Here is a 16,096-nt window from a genome sequence, read left to right as displayed (position 1 = left end):
GGGTTCAGACCGGGTTGCCCAGGTCGAAAAACCTGGCTTCAAGGCCGAATTCTGCAGCTAGCGCGGCGCCAAGTGCCTGCACCCCGTACCGCTCTGTCGAGTCATGGCCTGCAGCGTAGTACACGATGTCGTTTTCCATCGCGGCGTGGTAAGTCTGTTCTGAGGCTTCCCCGCTTATGAATGCATCCACACCAAGTTCTATCGCGTCATCGATGGCGCTTTGCGCACCGCCGGTACACCAGGCAACCGAGCGAACCATCTTCTGTGAATCGCCCAGCAACAACGGCTTACGCTGAAGTCGCTTCTCGATATGCCTCGCGAAGACATCTGCCTGGCAGGGCTCTGCTACCCGTCCATACCACAGCAGATCTTTCACCCCCATCAAAGTCTGTCTGGCCTCAACCTGCAGGCCCAGTGTTTCGGCAAGGGTAGCGTTATTGCCGTATTCGGCGTGAATATCGAGAGGCAGATGGTAGGCGAAGAGATTGATATCGTGCTGCATGAGCGCTTTCATGCGGCGGTACTTCTGGCCTGTCACTGTCAGCGGCTCATTTTTCCAGAACCAGCCATGGTGAACGAGAATCATGTCGGCTCCCCACCGTGCTGCTTCGTCGACCAGTGCCTGTGAGGCAGTCACCCCGAGCAATACTTTGGCGATCTGAGTGCGCCCCTCGACCTGCAAGCCATTCGGGCAATAATCCTTCACCTGCTCCGGCTCGAGAACCACGTTTAGCCACTTTTCTATCGCAGTGCGTTCAACCAATGCCACCTTCACCATCCTCCAGATGTTTATGCGCATCGATGAGTGCCGCCATCATCTGTTCATTTTCATGAGACTGCCCTACAGTGAGTCGCAGGCAGTTTTCGACCAGCGGATGTCCGCCATGCAGGCACTTGACCAGCACCCCCTGCTGCCTCATCCCCTTGTGCAGGCGCACAGCGAGTGCGTCCGTAGCCGTACCGTCCGCCGCGTCGCTATCGCGCTTCGGCAACACACGTACCAGGACGAAGTTGGCTTCACTTTCGAATACGTCCAGCCAGGGCAGCGCCTTCAGCTGCGACTCAAGGACCGAGCGAGAGGCTCTGAGCGCCTCGGTCTGGGCCATGAACTCGTCGTAGTGGTCCAGCGCGACTTCTATAAACAGCTGGGTGAACACATTGATATTGTACGGCAATCTGGCTTTATCAAATTCGCTGATCCAGGCCGCGTGCCCGAATAGCATGCCAAACCGCGCGCCGGCCATACCCAGCTTCGAGAGTGTTCGCAGAATCAGGACGTTCTCGAATTGCTGCTCCAGCCCTATGGCGCTGTAATCCGTGAAGGCCTCGTAAGCTTCGTCGATGACCAGTAGACTTCCGCTTTGTCTGCATTGCTCAGCCAGCTCGAGTATCGTCGCCTGCGAGTAGGCTACCCCTGTGGGGTTGTTTGGCTGTGCGAGAAAGACAAGCCCCGGCCGCTGTGTCCGGATAGCTTCTTCCATCGCAGCAAGATCAAGGCTGAAATCGGCCTGCAGAGGCACGCCTACGAACTGGCAGTCCAGCAGCTTGGCCAGATTGGCATACATCACGAAGCTCGGGACAGGCGCCAGAACAACCCGATTCTGCGGCGCGATGACGGTGATGAGAAGCTGAATAAGCTCGTCTGAACCATTGCCGAAGATCATGGCTGACTCATCGGCAATCCCATAGAGCTGACGAATCTGCTGTTCAATCCGCTGCGGGTGCGGTGATGGATACCGATTGATTTCAAGGGAGGCTAATCGGCTACGAAAGGCCGCCTCCACTGTCGATGGCAAGGGAAAGCTGTTCTCCATTGCGTCCAGCTTCAGCAGGCCCTTGGCGTTCTGCACATGATAGGCCCCTACCGCTCTGAGGCTTTCAGGAATCAAGGCCTCGATCAGGCTCGAACGTAGTCCCTGATCTGCGGCAGTTCTGCTGTCACTCACGATTGCCGCCCTGCCCTGAACTCTCGCCCGCATAGCCTTCCACACGATATTCAGCCGAGCGGGCATGGGCAGTCAGCCCCTCTGCCCTGGCCAGCACGCTCGCGACTCGACCCTGCTTCGCAGCGCCTTGTGCTGAGAAGTTGATAATGGAAGAGCGTTTCTGGAAATCGTACACACCAAGTGGGCTTGAAAACCTTGCCGTCCCGGAGGTTGGCAGCACGTGGTTGGGGCCCGCGCAGTAGTCTCCCAGTGCCTCAGGGGTGTAACGTCCCATGAAAATGGCGCCAGCATGTCGAATATTACCTAGTAGCCGCTCAGGATGATCGACACAGAGCTCGAGGTGCTCGGGTGCAATCAGGTTCACGACTTCGATGGCCTCATCCAGATTGGCACAGAGGATCATGCCACCGCGTGCATCCAGTGACTTGCGAATGATGTCTGCTCGCTCCATCTCTGGCAGCAGTCGCTCAATTGCCGCCGTGACGCGATCGAGCAGTGCCTGACTGTCGCTGATCAGGATCGACTGAGCATCTTCATCGTGCTCGGCCTGCGAAAACAGATCCATCGCCAGCCAGTCCGGATCCGTCGCCGCATCGGCAACGACACAAATCTCCGATGGTCCGGCAATCATGTCGATTCCAACTTTGCCGAACACCTGTTTCTTGGCAGTGGCTACGTAAATATTGCCAGGGCCGGTGATCTTGTCGACCGGGCGGATCGTCGCCGTACCGTAGGCCAACGCAGCTACAGCCTGTGCACCACCCACTGTAAAGATCTCATCGACGCCCGCCACTAACGCTGCCGTTAGCACTGCGTCATTGATCACGCCATCAGGTGTAGGCACAGTCATCACGATGCGCTTCACACCTGCCACCTTGGCAGGAATGGCGTTCATCAGCACCGAAGACGGGTAGGCAGCCTTGCCGCCAGGCACATAGATACCAACTGAATCCAGTGGCGTAATCTGCTGGCCCAGCACGGTGCCATCCGGCTCCGAATACTGCCATGAGGGCGCGGCCTGTCGCTCGTGATAGGCGCGTATGCGGGCAGCAGCAGCTTCGAGCGCTTCACGCACTGCGGGATCAACCTGCGCGGCATGATGAGCCAGCTGTTCCGCAGAAATGCGCAGCTGTGCGGCGTCGCTGAAGTCCAGTCGGTCGAAACGACTGGTGTAGTCGAGCACGGCGGCATCACCACGCAAACGCACGTCGGCGATGATATCGGCTACTGTATGCTCGACTGCCGATGTGTCTGCAGCCGATACATTAAGGAGCTGGTCGAGATCAGCAGCGAAATTTGCATCACTGCGCGCTAACATTTTCATGCGGAGAGTCTCATCATTTAGAAGTCATGCTGTCTGCTGTCTGTTCTGAACGGCTTCACCCAGGCGGGCGATGAGCGCCTGCATGGCAGCCTGCTTCATCTTCATTGCCGCGCTGTTGGCAATAAGCCGGGAGCTTACGTGACAGATCAGTTCCCTGGCCTCCAGGCCATTTGCCTTGAGCGTATTGCCGGTGTCGACAATGTCGACAATTTCATCCGCGAGGTTCAGCAATGGCGCCAGTTCCATGCCGCCGTACAGCTTGATGATATCGGCCTGAATACCACGGCTTGCATAGAACTGTTTGGCGAGGCTCACGAATTTGGTGGCCACGCGCACGCGGCCGCCAGCAGAACGCGGCGCCCCGACTTTCGCAGCAGTCATCAAACGGCAGCGGGCGATATCGAGGTCCAGTGGCTCATACAGACCTTCGCTACCATTTTCGAGCAAGACATCCTTACCGGCCACGCCCATATCGGCCGCACCAAAGCGGACGTAGGTCGGCACGTCACTCGCCCTCAGCACGACCAGTCTGACATGGTCGTGATTGGTTTCAAAAATCAGCTTCCGGCTTTTCGAAATATCTTCGGCCGGAGTGATCCCTGCAAACTCCAGCAATGGCAGCGTGTCATCAAGTATGCGGCCCTTGCTCAGCGCTATCGTGATCTGTTCACCGTTCAACATACATCCACCCGCTCGATTCGAGCATTCAGCCCCTGCAGTTTTTGCTCAATGCGCTGATAACCCCGATCCAGATGATAGATGCGGTCGATGCAGGTTTCGCCCTCGGCAACCAGTCCCGCGATGATGAGGCTGGCAGAAGCGCGCAGATCAGTGGCCATCACTGGCGCACCAGTGAGGCCGGCCAGCCCGGTCACGATTGCCGTATGGCCTTCGACGCTGATCTTTGCACCAAGCCGTTGCAGTTCCTGCACATGCATGAAGCGATTTTCGAATATGGTCTCGACGATGTTGCTGCTGCCTTCAGCTACGCAGTTCATCGCCATGAACTGCGCCTGCATGTCGGTTGGAAAGGCAGGAAACGGCGCCGTCCTGATGCTGACGGCGCGAGGTCGGTTGCCTTTCATGTCCAGGGTGATGCTGGATCCGGCGACCGAGAGATTGGCCCCGGCCTCCTCCAGCTTCAGCAAGACGGCTTCAAGGCAGCCCTCATCAGCGCCCTCGACCGTGACCTGCCCGCGTGTTGCAGCAGCCGCACACAGGAAAGTGCCAGTTTCGATTCGGTCAGCCTGAATGGCGTGATGACAGCCAGTGAGCTCGGTCACGCCGTTGATCTCGATGGTGGCAGTGCCATGCCCCTTGATATCGGCGCCCATGGCGAGTAGGCAACGCGCGAGATCGACGACCTCTGGCTCGCGGGCCGCATTTTCAAGCACCGTTCGCCCTTCAGCCAGACAGGCCGCCATCATCAGGTTTTCGGTGCCGGTGACGGTAACGGTGTCGAAATAGATATGGGCGCCGCGAAGTCGACCCTGGCGGCTCGCCTTGATATAGCCGTTGTCGACTTCAATCGTCGCACCCATCGCCTGTAGGCCGCGTATGTGCAAATCTACCGGCCGGCTGCCAATAGCGCACCCGCCCGGTAGAGAGACTTCAGCGTATCCAAACCGGGCAAGCAGGGGGCCCAGCACGAGGATGCTGGCTCGCATGGTCCTGACCAGATCGTAGGCGGCCGTGTAGTTATTGACCTTCGAGCTATCGAGCTGCATGCGCCCCTCGCCCTGCTCTTCCGTGACCACGCCCATCTGCTGCAGCAGGCGGGTCATTGTCCTGATGTCGTTGAGCTGAGGAAGATTGCTTAATTGCACCGGCCCGGAAGACAGTAGCGCGGAGGTCAATATCGGCAGTGCAGCGTTTTTCGCACCGGAAATGGTTACTGTACCACTCAGCGGAATACCGCCCCTGATTCTTAATTTGTCCATATGAGCCTGGTTCTGATTTCAGGAATTCAGGGCTGACCATTCAGTCGGCGTGTAAGTTTTGATGGTTACGGCATGCACGGTCCCGTCAGCGATAAGCTCATTGAGCTGCTTGTAGACGTACTGCTGCTTCTTGACCGCATTGAGGTCTTCGAAGACATCACCAATGACCGTGACCAGGAAATGATAGTCATCACCGCCGACTTTGACTTCACAGTCGCTCAGGCGCGGCTGGAGATAGGTTTCAAGTTCTTGAGGCTGCATAGTTGAGGCTCCCGTCCTGGAGGTATGTGCTGCGCGGAAGGCAGAACAGATCAATGTGCTGATGTTGAAAAGCGGGGAGTATATCAGATGCCAGGAAGAGCGGCAGTGCAAACGCGGCCAATCAGACCAGCGGCAGCACCTCATCCAATCCGCTCACCTTCGCCAGGTCGTGCAGCTTCCCGGACAGCCCCGCAAACTGCAGCGTTCTGTTGTGCTTCGCAGCCGTGTCAAGCCAACGGATCATTAGAGACAGTGCCACGCTCTGCACACTTTTCACCTGGCTGAAGTCAATGATGACCTGGGTGCTCGTCGCGCCGGCGAGAAAGGCCTTGCCTTCTTTCAGCAGAGACACGGCCGTATCGTTATCGATGTCGCCCGTAATCTCTGCATAGGCGCCGCCAGCGGCTCTATCCTGAACGCTGAGTCCTGCGCTTGGAGAAGCCACTAACTTATTTCTTCTCCTGTATGCGATCTTCCTCGACAGTGGAGGTCCAGTTATCGATGACCTTGTCGATATTGCCCTTGTGCTGACTCATCAACTGCTCAAACTTGTCCCGGAAGGCAAGGCCAAGGTTCACGCCGTTCACGATAACGTTTTCGAGCAGCCAGCCCTTCTTTTCGCTGTCGTACATCGAATAAGTCACGGGATACTTGTTGCCGGATTGCGAAACGACCTCGAGATTAACTGAAGCACGGTCCTTGGCCCGCGGATTCAGTTCCGCCGACAGCACGTTGATATTGAACTGATCCGACTCGACAAGCGTCTTGCCATAGGCATTGAAGAGACTCTTCTTGAAGACTTCCACAAAGCGCTTCTGTTGCTCATCACTGGCTTCGCGACGGTACCGGCCCATGATGCGTGCAGAAATTCGCTGAAAATCGATCGACTCTACAAGTGCTTCGTGCATGATATTGTAGAATTTGGTCTTGTCCTCGTAGTAAGTCTGGCGCTGGTTTCGCAGCTTCTCGACCAGACGGTTGGTATCCTTTCGGACCTTGGCCATGATCTCGTCTTCCACACCAGCCTCGGCTTGAGCCGAGAACAGGGCACAGAACATCAGCAGGACTGCGAGCCCCATGGCTGCCAGGGCGGACCGTGGGGGAAACAGACTCTTATCGATCGGATGCAAAGCGGTAACAATTCGGGTCATCTGCCAATATCCTTCCGTAGTTCGGGCTGCAATTTCAGAGGTTGCTGGTGGCAAAATTGCCGATCAGCTTTTCGAGGTTGAGGGCACTTTGCGTGTTCTCGATATAATCACCCTCAGCGAGGGTATCAGGATCACCGCCAATGGCGATGTTCAGGTACTTCTCACCAAGTAGCCCAGCGGTGCTCACAACGGCCACACTATCGCGTGATATATAATCTACGTCGGCATCGAGCTCCATGGCTACTCGTGCTTTTACCGATTTCGGATCCAGCTTGATTTCAGTGATCTGGCCTATGGTCACGCCTGCCATCGAAACCTTGCCACGTTCACGCAGGCCACCGATATCGTTGAATTCCGCATAAATGGTGTAGGTCGAATCAGCTGGACTGAGACTCAGGCCACTGATGCGTACCGCCAGCAGAAATAATGCGCCTATGCCGAGCAGCATGAAAAGGCCTACGCCAATTTCGACAGTTCGCATTTGCATTTACAGATCTCCAAACATGACGGCGGTCAGAATAAAATCCAGCGCGAGCACACTGAGCGAAGAGTACACCACCGTACGGGTAGTTGCCGCACTGATACCCTCCGAGGTCGGGACGGAGTCGTAGCCTTGATAGACAGCAATCCAGCTGCACACGAATCCGAATACAAGGCTCTTGATCACGCCGTTGAGCACATCTTCCCTGAAGTCCACCGAAGCCTGCATATTACTCCAGAACGACCCTTCATATACGCCCAGCCAGTCCACACCGACCATCATGCCGCCCCAGACGCCAACGACGCTGAAAATTGCGGCCAGTATGGGCATGCTGATGAAGCCGCCGATGAGACGCGGTGCAATCACGTAGCGCAGCGGATCCACGCCCATCATTTCGAGGCTGCTGAGCTGTTCAGTCGTTTTCATGAGCCCTATTTCAGCAGTCAATGCACTACCCGCCCTGCCTGCGAACAGCAGCGCAGTCACCACCGGCCCCAGCTCCCGCACGAGCGTCAGCGCGATCATCTGACCAATGGCCTGTTCCGAGCCGTAGTCGACCAGGATGGTATAACCCTGAAGCCCGAGCACCATGCCGATGAAGAGTCCGCTGACGATAATGATGAGCAGCGATAGCACACCAGCCTGCCAGATCTGTCTGGCCAGCAACGGCATGCCTTTCATCGATGGCCAGTTCCACAGCGTCTGGATCAGAAACACACCGGATCGGCCAAATGAGGACAAGGATGTGAGACCGGAATGGCCGAGCTTCTGAATCCTTCCGATAAGCTGACTAAGCATTCCGAGCACCGGCAGACAGCAAATCAGCCTTGTAGTCCGGCGCAGGGTAATGGAAAGATACCGGTCCGTCAGGCAGCCCGTTGAGAAACTGCTTCACGAACTCGTTACCTTCTCTCTTCAGATACTGAGGCGCACCCTGCCCCATCAACTTGCCATCGGCGATGATGCACAGATGATCTGCAATACTCATGGTTTCCTGAATATCATGGGACACCAGAATCGTCGTGAGACCAACCGCATCGTTGAGTAGCCGAATAAGCTTGACGATCACGCCCATCGCAATGGGGTCCTGGCCGGTGAAGGGCTCGTCGTACATGATGATATCCGGGTCGAGCGCGATGCTGCGCGCCAGTGCGGCACGCCGCGCCATGCCGCCCGAGAGCTCGCTTGGCATCAGATCCCGTGCGCCCCGCAGGCCCACCGCGTTGAGCTTCATCAGGACGATGTCCCGGATCATATCGTTATTGAGAGCGGTATGGGCACGCAGTGGGAAGGCGACGTTTTCGAATACGGTAAGATCACTGAATAGCGCACCCGACTGGAACAGCATGCCCATCCGCGTCCGCATATCGTAAAGCTTCGCTCTGGACATCTCGTTAACAGTGATGCCATCGAAGATCACTTTCCCGCTTTCGGGTTTGATCTGGCCGCCGATCAACTTCAGTAGTGTCGTCTTGCCTGTGCCGCTGGGACCCATGATGCCAGTGATCTTGCCTCGCGGCGCGTACAGACTGATGTTATCGAAAATCAGCCGATCACCACGGCGAAAGCTCATGTTCTCGATACTGACGAGATGCTCTTCTGACAGAACGGTCACTCCTGGTTAAATCGAGGCGGGAAGATATATTTTCTGATTCTGATACACTATCGCCAGAGCCGATACGGCCGCGAAAATTTCCCTGCAGCGACAACCCTGTCAGCTGCCGCCAGTCATTACCGTTGGAAACTCTATGGCACATACGACCCCGACACAAGAGTCGATTGCTGCGGGCTTTGATTTCCTCGCAGCCGGCATCCGTACGATGGAGACCGAGCGTGACGCAATCGCCGAACTTATCCTGCGCCAGAAACAACAACGCGAAGGCTTCACGACAGCCTGTGAGTTGATGCTGGCATGCCGTGGCCGAGTCGTGGTCACCGGCATGGGCAAGTCAGGCCATATTGGCAACAAGATAGCAGCCACCCTCGCATCTACTGGCACCCCAAGCTTCTTCGTGCACCCTGGCGAAGCGAGTCATGGCGACCTCGGCATGATCACCAAAGACGATGTCGTGATTGCCATTTCGAACTCCGGCAACACGGCCGAAATCATCAGCATATTGCCACTCATCAAACGCATGAGCATCCCGCTGATCACCCTCACCGGCAACGCCCGCTCACAAATGGCGGCGCTGGCCGACGTCAATCTCGACACCAGTGTCAGCAAGGAAGCCTGTCCCCTTGGGCTGGCACCAACTTCGAGCACTACCGTCACTTTGGTGCTGGGCGATGCGCTGGCCGTTGCATTGCTGGAAGCCAAGGGCTTCAGTGAAGAGGATTTCGCCTTTTCGCATCCTGGCGGTGCGCTGGGCCGGCGCCTACTGCTGAAGGTTGCCGACATCATGCATGATGGCCCCCGAATTCCGGCCGTCAGCGAATCTGCAAGCATGTCGGACTGTCTGCTTGAAATGACCCGGCAAGGTCTCGGCATGGCCTGCATCGTCGATTCGGAGTTCAGACTGCTGGGCATCTTTACCGATGGCGACCTTCGACGCGCGCTCGAGAGCAGGGTCGATATACACAAGGCTCACCTCGCAGATATCATGACGGTGAAGTGCACCACGATTGCGGCTGATATGCTGGCTGCGAAAGCACTTGCCATCATGGATGAAAAGAAGATCAATGCCCTTCCTGTCGTTGCCGATGATCGCAAACTCATCGGCGCCCTGAACATGCACGACCTGCTTCGCGCAGGCGTCGTTTGAATACCCGTCTTCCGGTGAATGAAGCTATGACAAATAAAGAGTCTCGACCTATCCGCCTGCTCGCCCTGGATGTGGATGGCGTTCTCACCGACGGCAAATTGCTGTTCACGCCCGAGGGTGAGGAGCTCAAACGCTTCTGCACGCTCGATGGCCAGGGCATTCGGCATTTGCAGCGTGCAGGCATAGCCGTAGCGATCGTGACTGGTCGCCGTGCCGCTGCCACAGAACGTCGTGCCAAGGATCTGGATATCGTTCTGCTATTACAGGGTCGGGTCGACAAGCGAGAGGCGCTGCTGGAAATCTGTGAAGAACAACAGATCGACATATCCGAAGTTGCGTACGTGGGCGACGACCTGCCTGACCTCAGCGCCATACAGGCGTGCGGATTTGGTGTCGCAGTGGCAAATGCCCATGCCTTCGTGCGGCAGCACGCCGACTATGTCACGATCGCTCATGGTGGCGAGGGCGCCGTACGAGAAGTCTGTGACCTTCTGCTCGAACGTATGGGCCTCCTCGACTCAGTGCAACAGAGCTATCTGCTCACCTGAGCGAAGCAGCAGGAACGAGAGGGCCTTCGAATGACTTTACGGGAGATGGCTGCCAATGCGGCCAGGTCGAAGCGCCTGCTTTTTGCAGTGGTGCTCATCGCAGTCACGGCCGCTCTCTGGTATCAGGCCTTCAACGATGAAGCCGTCGAAGTCGTGCGGCTGGCGGACGACGCTGAGCCGGACGCCTTCATTATTCAGGCGAGCTATCGTACCTACAACCTGGCTGGCATGCTTGAAAGCCGGCTGGAAAGCGTGCGGGCCGAACAATTCGTCGATACCGACATCGGCATTCTGTCGCTGCCGCGGCTGGACATCTATGAGGAAGCAGGCGAACGGAACTTCTGGCATATGAGCGCAGACAGGGGCACTTATGATGCCCGCTATTCGGTACTCACACTCGACCAGAACGTGGAGATCCTCGGCAGCACGCTGGAGAACCAGCCAATACGCATCCTCACGTCTGGCCTCGTCTACACCATGGGCGACGAGCATGTGAAAACAAATAATGCTGTTGAGGTGATCTCTGGTTCTGATAGGATTCAAGGCACTGGCATGGAACTTGATATGCAAAAAAGGGCAGTAGAATTGAAGCAGGATGTACGCGCAATCTATCAGGCAAGACCGGCTTATGAGTAAGTTCATACGCGGAATCTACGGGGCCCTACAGTTAAGCCTGGCACTCGCGTTATCGAGTGCCAGCGGCCTCGTTGCAGCGTTTGATATGACCTTGCAGAGTCGCGAGCCGATCAGGATACAGGCTGACACCGCGGAGCTCGATGAGCTCAAGGGCGTCGCCACCTACAAGGGCGATGTCGTGATCAGCCAGGGTCAGTCGCTTATCGAAGCGAGTCGTATCACCGTGTACACCTCGGGTGGCCGGGGAATCAGCCGACTCGACGCGGTTGGCACACCTGCCCACCTGAAGCAGTACAGTGAAGAAGACCAGACGGAAACCAATGCCTACGCCAAGCGTATTGATTACAGGCGCGACCAGAATCAGGTCGCGCTACGTGGTAGCGCCCGACTGGAACAGAATTCAAGCATATTTCAGGGGGAAGAGATTCTGTACGATACCGTAAGCCAGATCGTCAATGCGCGGTCGTCCGATGACAAGGAAAAGAAGCAGCGGGTCGAGATGGTCTACTTCCCGGAGAACCCGGATGAAACCAGCGAGACTCCAGAAAACGCCGGTCAGAATTAGGCGGGCGGCGGCATATCATGAAAAGACTCGCGGCAGATAATCTGTCCAAGGCATACAAGAAGCGTCCGGTCGTGAAGGATGTCTCACTCGAGGTATTTTCAGGTGAGATCGTCGGTCTGCTGGGCCCGAACGGCGCCGGCAAGACCACCTGTTTCTATATGGTGGTCGGGCTGGTCGCCAGTGACAGCGGCATCGTCAGCATCGATAACCAGGATATCACCAGCCTGTCGATGCATGGCCGCGCGAGGCGCGGCATAGGGTATCTACCGCAGGAGGCATCGGTCTTCCGCAAGCTCAGCGTACAGAACAATATACTTGCCATACTGCAGACCCGCGGCGATCTGAACGTCAAGCAGCAGCGGGCGAAGTGTGAGGAACTGCTCCGGGAGTTTCATATCACGCATATCCGTGACAGCCTAGGGATGAGTCTTTCCGGCGGCGAACGCCGTAGAGTCGAGATTGCGCGTGCACTGGCTACGGAACCGGATTTCATTCTGCTGGACGAGCCCTTTGCCGGTGTTGATCCGATTTCAGTCAATGATATCAAGCAGATCGTACAGCATCTTCAGAAACGTAGTATCGGGGTGCTGATCACCGATCATAACGTGAGGGAGACACTGGATATCTGCGAGAGAGCCTATATCGTAAGCGACGGCTATATCATCGCCAGTGGCACGCCCGACAGCATTCTGGCGAACCAGACAGTTCGAGACGTCTATTTGGGGGACCGATTCAAATTATGAGAATAAGTACTCTGCAGACCTATAGCCCGTACTCAGCCAATCTAACGGGCAACGTTAGCGGCCGCCTCTTCAGAAGGCCCCAGCGCTAATGGTGATGAAGACCTCTTTACAGCTCAAGATGGGGCAGCATCTCACGATGACCCCGCAGCTGCAGCAAGCCATCAAGCTCCTGCAGCTATCTACCCTGGACCTTCAGCAGGAAATACAGCAGGCGCTCGACTCTAATCCTATGCTGGAGCTGGAGGAGGACGACCACGATCGCGGACCGGAGCGCCTCGAGTCCGACAGGAATGCCGAGCGCGACTCCGAAATTCGCAGTGATGCAAGCGAAACCATGGAGGCCACCGAGCGTCAGGATTCCCTGGACACCATTCCTGAAGACCTCCCGGTCGACACCGCATGGGAGGACGTCTACCAGAGCAACACGAGTAGCAGCTCAGGCTCAGGCTCAGGCGGCGATGACGATTTCGACTTCGAAAGCCGGAACTCGCGTGCGGAAAGTCTGCAGGATCACCTGCTCTGGCAGCTCAACCTCTGCCCGATGAGCGATACGGACCGCCTGATAGCTCACTCGATAGTCGATGCAGTCAATGATGACGGCTATCTCACCCAGACCCTCGCCGAAATCCACGAGGGCCTGGTGGACATGCAGCAACGGATGGCGGATCGTGAAGAGATCGCGCTGGGCGATGATGAGGTCATCGAACTCGATGAGGTTCAAGCCGTACTGAAGCGTATTCAGCAGTTTGACCCGCCAGGTGTTGCGGCGCGCGATCTTCAGGAGTGCCTGCTGATCCAGCTCTTGCAGCTGCCGCCCTCGACACCCTGGCTGAATCAGGCCAAGCTGGTGATCAGCCATTACATCAACCTGCTCGGATCGCGCGATTACGCGCAGCTGATGCGCCGAAGTCGGATAAAGGAAAGTGACCTCAAGGAGGTCATGCGGCTTATCCAGTCCTTGAATCCGCGCCCCGGTGAAGGCGTGCAGACGACTGACACTGAATACGTCGTCCCGGACGTGATCGTCAAGAAGCTCAAGGACAGATGGACGGTGGAGCTCAATCCTGAGATTGCACCACGGATTCGGGTGAATTCGACATATGCCGGTATGGTCAAGCGTGCTGATTCGAGCGCGGACAACACCTATCTCAAGGATCAGCTGCAGGAAGCGAAGTGGTTCCTGAAGAGTCTTCAGAGCAGGAACGAAACCCTGCTGAAGGTCGCCACGAAGATCGTCGAGCATCAGCAGGGCTTTCTGGACTACGGAGAGGAAGCCATGAAGCCGCTGGTTCTGCACGACATTGCAGAAGCCGTGGAGATGCACGAGTCGACCATTTCGCGGGTGACCACGCAGAAATACATGCACACCCCCAGAGGTGTATTCGAATTGAAGTATTTCTTCTCGAGTCACGTTGGCACCGAAAGCGGTGGTGAGTGTTCCTCGACTGCCATCAGGGCTATCATCAAGAAGCTGGTTGCGGCCGAATCGCTAAAGAAACCGCTGAGTGACAGCAAGATCGCGTCCATACTTGCGGATCAGGGCATCAATGTTGCACGTAGAACGATAGCAAAGTACCGGGAGGCCATGTCTATACCTCCCTCAAATGAACGTAAGCGACTCATCTGAGCCGCCTGCGAATCCTGACCTACCTAAGAGGCACAGTGTATGCAGTTGAACATTACCGGACAAAATATCGATTTGACCGATGCGCTCAAAAGCCATGTTGAAGCCAAATTTAACAAGCTTCAGCGTCACGTTGACTCGATCAGTAATGTACAGGTGACACTCGCAGTTGAAAAACAGCGCCAGATGGCGGAGGCTACGCTCCACATGAGCGGAAGTGACGTTCATGCAAACGCTGAGGATGTGGACATGTATACTGCTATCGATCAATTGGCCGACAAGCTCGACAGACAGGTCCTCAAGCAGAAGGAAAAACAGGTGGAGCGGAATCACGGCGTACATGCCAGATAGCGGTCGGCCAGCCACATAGACCCACGTAAATTATGAAACTTTCGGAAATTCTGGCACCGGCACTCACCCAGCACCGGGTGAGTGCCTCCAGCAAGAAAAAAGTACTGGAACACATCGCTCACCTGGTTGCAGGGCATTACTCGTTTCTGAATGAAACAGCCCTGCTATCCAACCTCAACAACAGGGAAAGACTCGGCAGCACGGGCATCGGCAAGGGTATTGCCATCCCGCACTGTCGACTCGAAAACTGTGACAGGGTCATCGGCGCGTTCCTTACACTTCGCAGTCCGGTCGAATTCGATGCCATCGATAACGAACCTGTCGATCTGCTTTTCGTTCTGGTCGTCCCGCAGGAGGCCACCTCAGAGCACCTCGACCTTCTGGGGCAGCTCGCGCAAAAGTTCAATGATGAAGATTTCTGTGAGGAAGTCAGAACCGCTGACAGCAGTGCCCAGCTTTTCGAGCTAATTACTCGAGAGGGAAGCAAAACCGACTCGCAAGACTGAGGTGACTCCTTGAAACTGATTATCGTTAGCGGGCGCTCCGGTTCAGGCAAGAGTACTGCCCTTCACGTGCTCGAAGACCTGAGCTTCTACTGCATCGATAATCTGCCTGTGGGCCTGCTCAAGCCTCTGGTCGAAGAAGCCTTGAGCGAGGATAACAAACCAGCGCAGAATATCGCGGTCAGTATCGACGCGCGCAATCTCAACAAGGATTTTGCGAGCTTCCCCGAGATGTTCGCCGAGCTGAAATCGAAACAGGTCGAATGTGAAATCATCTTCCTGGACGCGGATGACCAGACCCTGCTGCAGCGCTTCAACGCTACGCGCAGAAAGCATCCGCTGAGCACCAGAACGATGTCGCTGAAGGAAGCCATCAGCCACGAGACCAAGCTGCTCGAGCCGATCAGCACAATGTCCAGTCTGTATATTAACACCAGCAACCTGTCGATTTACCAGCTCAGGGATCAGGTCAAGCTGCGGGTGAGTGGGCACAGCACGCAGGAGCTCGCCCTGCTGTTCCAGAGCTTTGGCTACAAACATGGTGTCCCATCAGACAGTGATTATGTCTTTGATGTCCGATGCCTGCCAAACCCCTACTGGGACCCTGCTCTGCGGCGCTTCCGGGGCACTGAAGATCCGGTTATCGAATTTCTCGACAATGCGCCGGAAGTCCAGCAGATGAAGGAGGATATCTCCCGATTCCTGAAGCGATGGCTACCTGAGTTCAAGAAAAGTAATCGCACCTATCTCACGATCAGCATCGGTTGCACCGGTGGGCAGCACCGTTCGGTCTATCTCTGTGAGCAGTTGGGACGCGAGTTCAGAGATTTCTACGACAACGTACAGATACGGCACAAGGAACTGGCTGGATAGCAGTCAGGTGCAGTTCTCCTTTGCACAGTTTGCGTTAATTCCCAATTGCATAAGCTAGCAGCTTAACTACTCTTGTGAGCACAGATGCTGACCAGAACTGTTACCATAATCAATAAACTTGGCCTACATGCACGCGCAGCAGCAAAATTTGTCGCTGCCGCCAACCGGCACACCAGCTCGGTCCGGGTAGGCAAAGGCCAACAGTGGGTCGATGGCAAGAGCATCATGGCAGTGATGATGCTGGCGGCAAGCAAGGGCACGATGCTCGAGCTCTGTATAGACGGCGAAGATGAAACCGAAGCCATGGCTGAAATTGTAGCGCTCATCGAAGACTATTTCGGCGAGGGCGAATAGCTTCAAACGCGGTCCAGGTTCTGGCTAGCCAGCT

Annotated in this window: 21 protein-coding genes; 10 read left to right on the top strand and 11 right to left on the bottom strand. The window is 56.1% G+C overall.

What is annotated here, in order from left to right:
* Positions 1 to 4: 4 nt before the first annotated feature.
* From ACH3PB_RS01615 to ACH3PB_RS01565, 11 genes are all read right to left on the bottom strand, one after another.
* A complete protein-coding gene (locus tag ACH3PB_RS01615) occupies positions 5 to 769 on the bottom strand; it encodes a Nif3-like dinuclear metal center hexameric protein (protein WP_416397730.1) in 765 nt (254 codons plus the stop codon).
* Positions 756 to 1,946, bottom strand: a complete 1,191-nt coding sequence (locus ACH3PB_RS01610) for a pyridoxal phosphate-dependent aminotransferase (protein WP_416397729.1) — start codon at positions 1,944 to 1,946, stop codon at positions 756 to 758. Before ACH3PB_RS01610 ends, ACH3PB_RS01615 begins: the two co-directional genes overlap by 14 nt.
* On the bottom strand, positions 1,939 to 3,270 hold the full coding sequence (gene hisD / locus ACH3PB_RS01605) for a histidinol dehydrogenase (protein WP_416397728.1): 1,332 nt from the start codon (positions 3,268 to 3,270) through the stop codon (positions 1,939 to 1,941). Before hisD ends, ACH3PB_RS01610 begins: the two co-directional genes overlap by 8 nt.
* Before the next feature lie 24 nt (positions 3,271 to 3,294).
* A complete protein-coding gene (gene hisG / locus ACH3PB_RS01600; protein ID WP_416397727.1) occupies positions 3,295 to 3,951 on the bottom strand; it encodes an ATP phosphoribosyltransferase in 657 nt (218 codons plus the stop codon).
* A complete protein-coding gene (gene murA, locus ACH3PB_RS01595) occupies positions 3,945 to 5,210 on the bottom strand; it encodes a UDP-N-acetylglucosamine 1-carboxyvinyltransferase (RefSeq protein WP_416397726.1) in 1,266 nt (421 codons plus the stop codon). Before murA ends, hisG begins: the two co-directional genes overlap by 7 nt.
* An 18-nt stretch (positions 5,211 to 5,228) precedes the next feature.
* Positions 5,229 to 5,471, bottom strand: coding sequence for a BolA family protein (locus ACH3PB_RS01590; protein ID WP_416397725.1), 243 nt, complete (start codon positions 5,469 to 5,471; stop codon positions 5,229 to 5,231).
* Positions 5,472 to 5,592: 121 nt separating this feature from the next.
* Positions 5,593 to 5,916, bottom strand: a complete 324-nt coding sequence (locus ACH3PB_RS01585) for an STAS domain-containing protein (protein ID WP_416397724.1) — start codon at positions 5,914 to 5,916, stop codon at positions 5,593 to 5,595.
* A 4-nt stretch (positions 5,917 to 5,920) separates the two neighbouring features.
* The gene (locus ACH3PB_RS01580; RefSeq protein ID WP_416397723.1) at positions 5,921 to 6,622 is read right to left on the bottom strand and encodes an MlaC/ttg2D family ABC transporter substrate-binding protein; all 702 of its coding nucleotides are present in this window, start codon (positions 6,620 to 6,622) and stop codon (positions 5,921 to 5,923) included.
* A 34-nt stretch (positions 6,623 to 6,656) separates the two neighbouring features.
* Entirely contained in the window at positions 6,657 to 7,109 is a 453-nt protein-coding gene (gene mlaD / locus ACH3PB_RS01575; RefSeq protein ID WP_416397722.1) for an outer membrane lipid asymmetry maintenance protein MlaD, read from the bottom strand.
* On the bottom strand, positions 7,110 to 7,901 hold the full coding sequence (mlaE, locus tag ACH3PB_RS01570) for a lipid asymmetry maintenance ABC transporter permease subunit MlaE (protein WP_416397721.1): 792 nt from the start codon (positions 7,899 to 7,901) through the stop codon (positions 7,110 to 7,112).
* Positions 7,894 to 8,709 carry an ATP-binding cassette domain-containing protein gene (locus ACH3PB_RS01565; protein ID WP_416399506.1) on the bottom strand — a complete coding sequence of 272 codons (816 nt, stop codon included), beginning with the start codon at positions 8,707 to 8,709 and terminating at the stop codon, positions 7,894 to 7,896. The genes mlaE and ACH3PB_RS01565 overlap by 8 nt, the downstream gene beginning before the upstream one ends.
* A 142-nt stretch (positions 8,710 to 8,851) precedes the next feature.
* Here ACH3PB_RS01565 and ACH3PB_RS01560 point away from each other — a divergent pair, with 142 nt between their 5' ends.
* The 10 genes from ACH3PB_RS01560 to ACH3PB_RS01515 all read left to right on the top strand — a co-directional run bounded on the left by ACH3PB_RS01560 (position 8,852) and on the right by ACH3PB_RS01515 (position 16,062).
* Entirely contained in the window at positions 8,852 to 9,865 is a 1,014-nt protein-coding gene (locus tag ACH3PB_RS01560) for a KpsF/GutQ family sugar-phosphate isomerase (RefSeq protein ID WP_416397720.1), read from the top strand.
* A 26-nt stretch (positions 9,866 to 9,891) separates the two neighbouring features.
* Entirely contained in the window at positions 9,892 to 10,413 is a 522-nt protein-coding gene (locus tag ACH3PB_RS01555) for a KdsC family phosphatase (RefSeq protein ID WP_416397719.1), read from the top strand.
* 30 nt (positions 10,414 to 10,443) lie between these two features.
* Complete coding sequence (gene lptC, locus ACH3PB_RS01550; RefSeq protein WP_416397718.1) at positions 10,444 to 11,049, top strand: LPS export ABC transporter periplasmic protein LptC; 606 nt, start codon at positions 10,444 to 10,446, stop codon at positions 11,047 to 11,049.
* Complete coding sequence (gene lptA, locus ACH3PB_RS01545) at positions 11,042 to 11,614, top strand: lipopolysaccharide transport periplasmic protein LptA (RefSeq protein ID WP_416397717.1); 573 nt, start codon at positions 11,042 to 11,044, stop codon at positions 11,612 to 11,614. Before lptC ends, lptA begins: the two co-directional genes overlap by 8 nt.
* A 17-nt stretch (positions 11,615 to 11,631) precedes the next feature.
* The gene (gene lptB, locus ACH3PB_RS01540) at positions 11,632 to 12,357 is read left to right on the top strand and encodes an LPS export ABC transporter ATP-binding protein (protein WP_416397716.1); all 726 of its coding nucleotides are present in this window, start codon (positions 11,632 to 11,634) and stop codon (positions 12,355 to 12,357) included.
* A 94-nt stretch (positions 12,358 to 12,451) separates the two neighbouring features.
* A complete protein-coding gene (locus ACH3PB_RS01535) occupies positions 12,452 to 13,984 on the top strand; it encodes an RNA polymerase factor sigma-54 (RefSeq protein ID WP_416399505.1) in 1,533 nt (510 codons plus the stop codon).
* A gap of 39 nt (positions 13,985 to 14,023) precedes the next feature.
* Positions 14,024 to 14,332, top strand: a complete 309-nt coding sequence (hpf, locus tag ACH3PB_RS01530; protein WP_416397715.1) for a ribosome hibernation-promoting factor, HPF/YfiA family — start codon at positions 14,024 to 14,026, stop codon at positions 14,330 to 14,332.
* Between the two features lie 32 nt (positions 14,333 to 14,364).
* Positions 14,365 to 14,838: a PTS IIA-like nitrogen regulatory protein PtsN gene (ptsN, locus tag ACH3PB_RS01525; protein WP_416397714.1), complete on the top strand. Its 474-nt coding sequence runs from the start codon at positions 14,365 to 14,367 to the stop codon at positions 14,836 to 14,838.
* 9 nt (positions 14,839 to 14,847) lie between these two features.
* Positions 14,848 to 15,708 (top strand): RNase adapter RapZ, encoded by an 861-nt coding sequence (rapZ, locus tag ACH3PB_RS01520; RefSeq protein ID WP_416397713.1) that lies wholly within the window; start codon positions 14,848 to 14,850, stop codon positions 15,706 to 15,708.
* A gap of 84 nt (positions 15,709 to 15,792) precedes the next feature.
* Positions 15,793 to 16,062 carry an HPr family phosphocarrier protein gene (locus ACH3PB_RS01515; protein ID WP_416397712.1) on the top strand — a complete coding sequence of 90 codons (270 nt, stop codon included), beginning with the start codon at positions 15,793 to 15,795 and terminating at the stop codon, positions 16,060 to 16,062.
* Positions 16,063 to 16,096: the final 34 nt, after the last annotated feature.

The organism is Allohahella sp. A8 (assembly GCF_047946665.1).
Lineage (GTDB): Bacteria > Pseudomonadota > Gammaproteobacteria > Pseudomonadales > Oleiphilaceae > Allohahella.
This window is presented reverse-complemented; position numbering and strand designations above follow the sequence as displayed.

Coding starts and splice junctions, on each gene's coding strand:
- hisD (WP_416397728.1), bottom strand. CDS start 3,270: ATGAAAATGTTAGCGCGCAGTGATGCAAATTTCGCTGCTGATCTCGAC.
- hisG (WP_416397727.1), bottom strand. CDS start 3,951: ATGTTGAACGGTGAACAGATCACGATAGCGCTGAGCAAGGGCCGCATA.
- murA (WP_416397726.1), bottom strand. CDS start 5,210: ATGGACAAATTAAGAATCAGGGGCGGTATTCCGCTGAGTGGTACAGTA.
- ACH3PB_RS01590 (WP_416397725.1), bottom strand. CDS start 5,471: ATGCAGCCTCAAGAACTTGAAACCTATCTCCAGCCGCGCCTGAGCGAC.
- ACH3PB_RS01580 (WP_416397723.1), bottom strand. CDS start 6,622: ATGACCCGAATTGTTACCGCTTTGCATCCGATCGATAAGAGTCTGTTT.
- mlaD (WP_416397722.1), bottom strand. CDS start 7,109: ATGCAAATGCGAACTGTCGAAATTGGCGTAGGCCTTTTCATGCTGCTC.
- mlaE (WP_416397721.1), bottom strand. CDS start 7,901: ATGCTTAGTCAGCTTATCGGAAGGATTCAGAAGCTCGGCCATTCCGGT.
- ACH3PB_RS01560 (WP_416397720.1), top strand. CDS start 8,852: ATGGCACATACGACCCCGACACAAGAGTCGATTGCTGCGGGCTTTGAT.
- ACH3PB_RS01555 (WP_416397719.1), top strand. CDS start 9,892: ATGACAAATAAAGAGTCTCGACCTATCCGCCTGCTCGCCCTGGATGTG.
- lptC (WP_416397718.1), top strand. CDS start 10,444: ATGACTTTACGGGAGATGGCTGCCAATGCGGCCAGGTCGAAGCGCCTG.
- lptA (WP_416397717.1), top strand. CDS start 11,042: ATGAGTAAGTTCATACGCGGAATCTACGGGGCCCTACAGTTAAGCCTG.
- lptB (WP_416397716.1), top strand. CDS start 11,632: ATGAAAAGACTCGCGGCAGATAATCTGTCCAAGGCATACAAGAAGCGT.
- ACH3PB_RS01535 (WP_416399505.1), top strand. CDS start 12,452: ATGAAGACCTCTTTACAGCTCAAGATGGGGCAGCATCTCACGATGACC.
- hpf (WP_416397715.1), top strand. CDS start 14,024: ATGCAGTTGAACATTACCGGACAAAATATCGATTTGACCGATGCGCTC.
- ptsN (WP_416397714.1), top strand. CDS start 14,365: ATGAAACTTTCGGAAATTCTGGCACCGGCACTCACCCAGCACCGGGTG.
- ACH3PB_RS01515 (WP_416397712.1), top strand. CDS start 15,793: ATGCTGACCAGAACTGTTACCATAATCAATAAACTTGGCCTACATGCA.